Source organism: Escherichia sp. AM3, from assembly GCF_032029835.1.
Classification (GTDB): domain Bacteria; phylum Pseudomonadota; class Gammaproteobacteria; order Enterobacterales; family Enterobacteriaceae; genus Escherichia; species Escherichia coli.
On the sequence record NZ_JAVUPQ010000850.1, the window covers coordinates 1 to 292 of the forward strand.

Consider the following 292-nt stretch of genomic DNA (forward strand, 5'->3'; position numbering starts at 1 on the left):
CACGGGAAGCAGCCCGTCAGCTCCTGAATGAACCTGCTTCAGAGGGGATCCTGGCGGACGGCGCCATGTCCGTAGCGGAGTTTATGGGTTTCAGCCGCGATGTCGGGCTGGGGATTTTTAATGCAACCACGCTTGCAGCCAGCGTTTATGGTGTGTTTGGTCTGACCGGGAAAGCTGAGGCCTGGCGTCTTTTCCGTTATCTTCCCGGAGACTATTACCGCAAGGTGGAAACCATGTCTCCGGGCAAACTGACGATGAAGGTTCTGGGATGGGGGGTCAGTGCAAAGGTGGT

1 protein-coding gene is annotated in these 292 nt (G+C 56.8%); it reads left to right on the forward strand.

What is annotated here, in order from left to right; genetic code table 11:
• Window positions 1-292: DUF4225 domain-containing protein (locus tag RTW80_RS28680; RefSeq protein WP_312721491.1), on the forward strand; the 292-nt coding region annotated here is incomplete at both ends.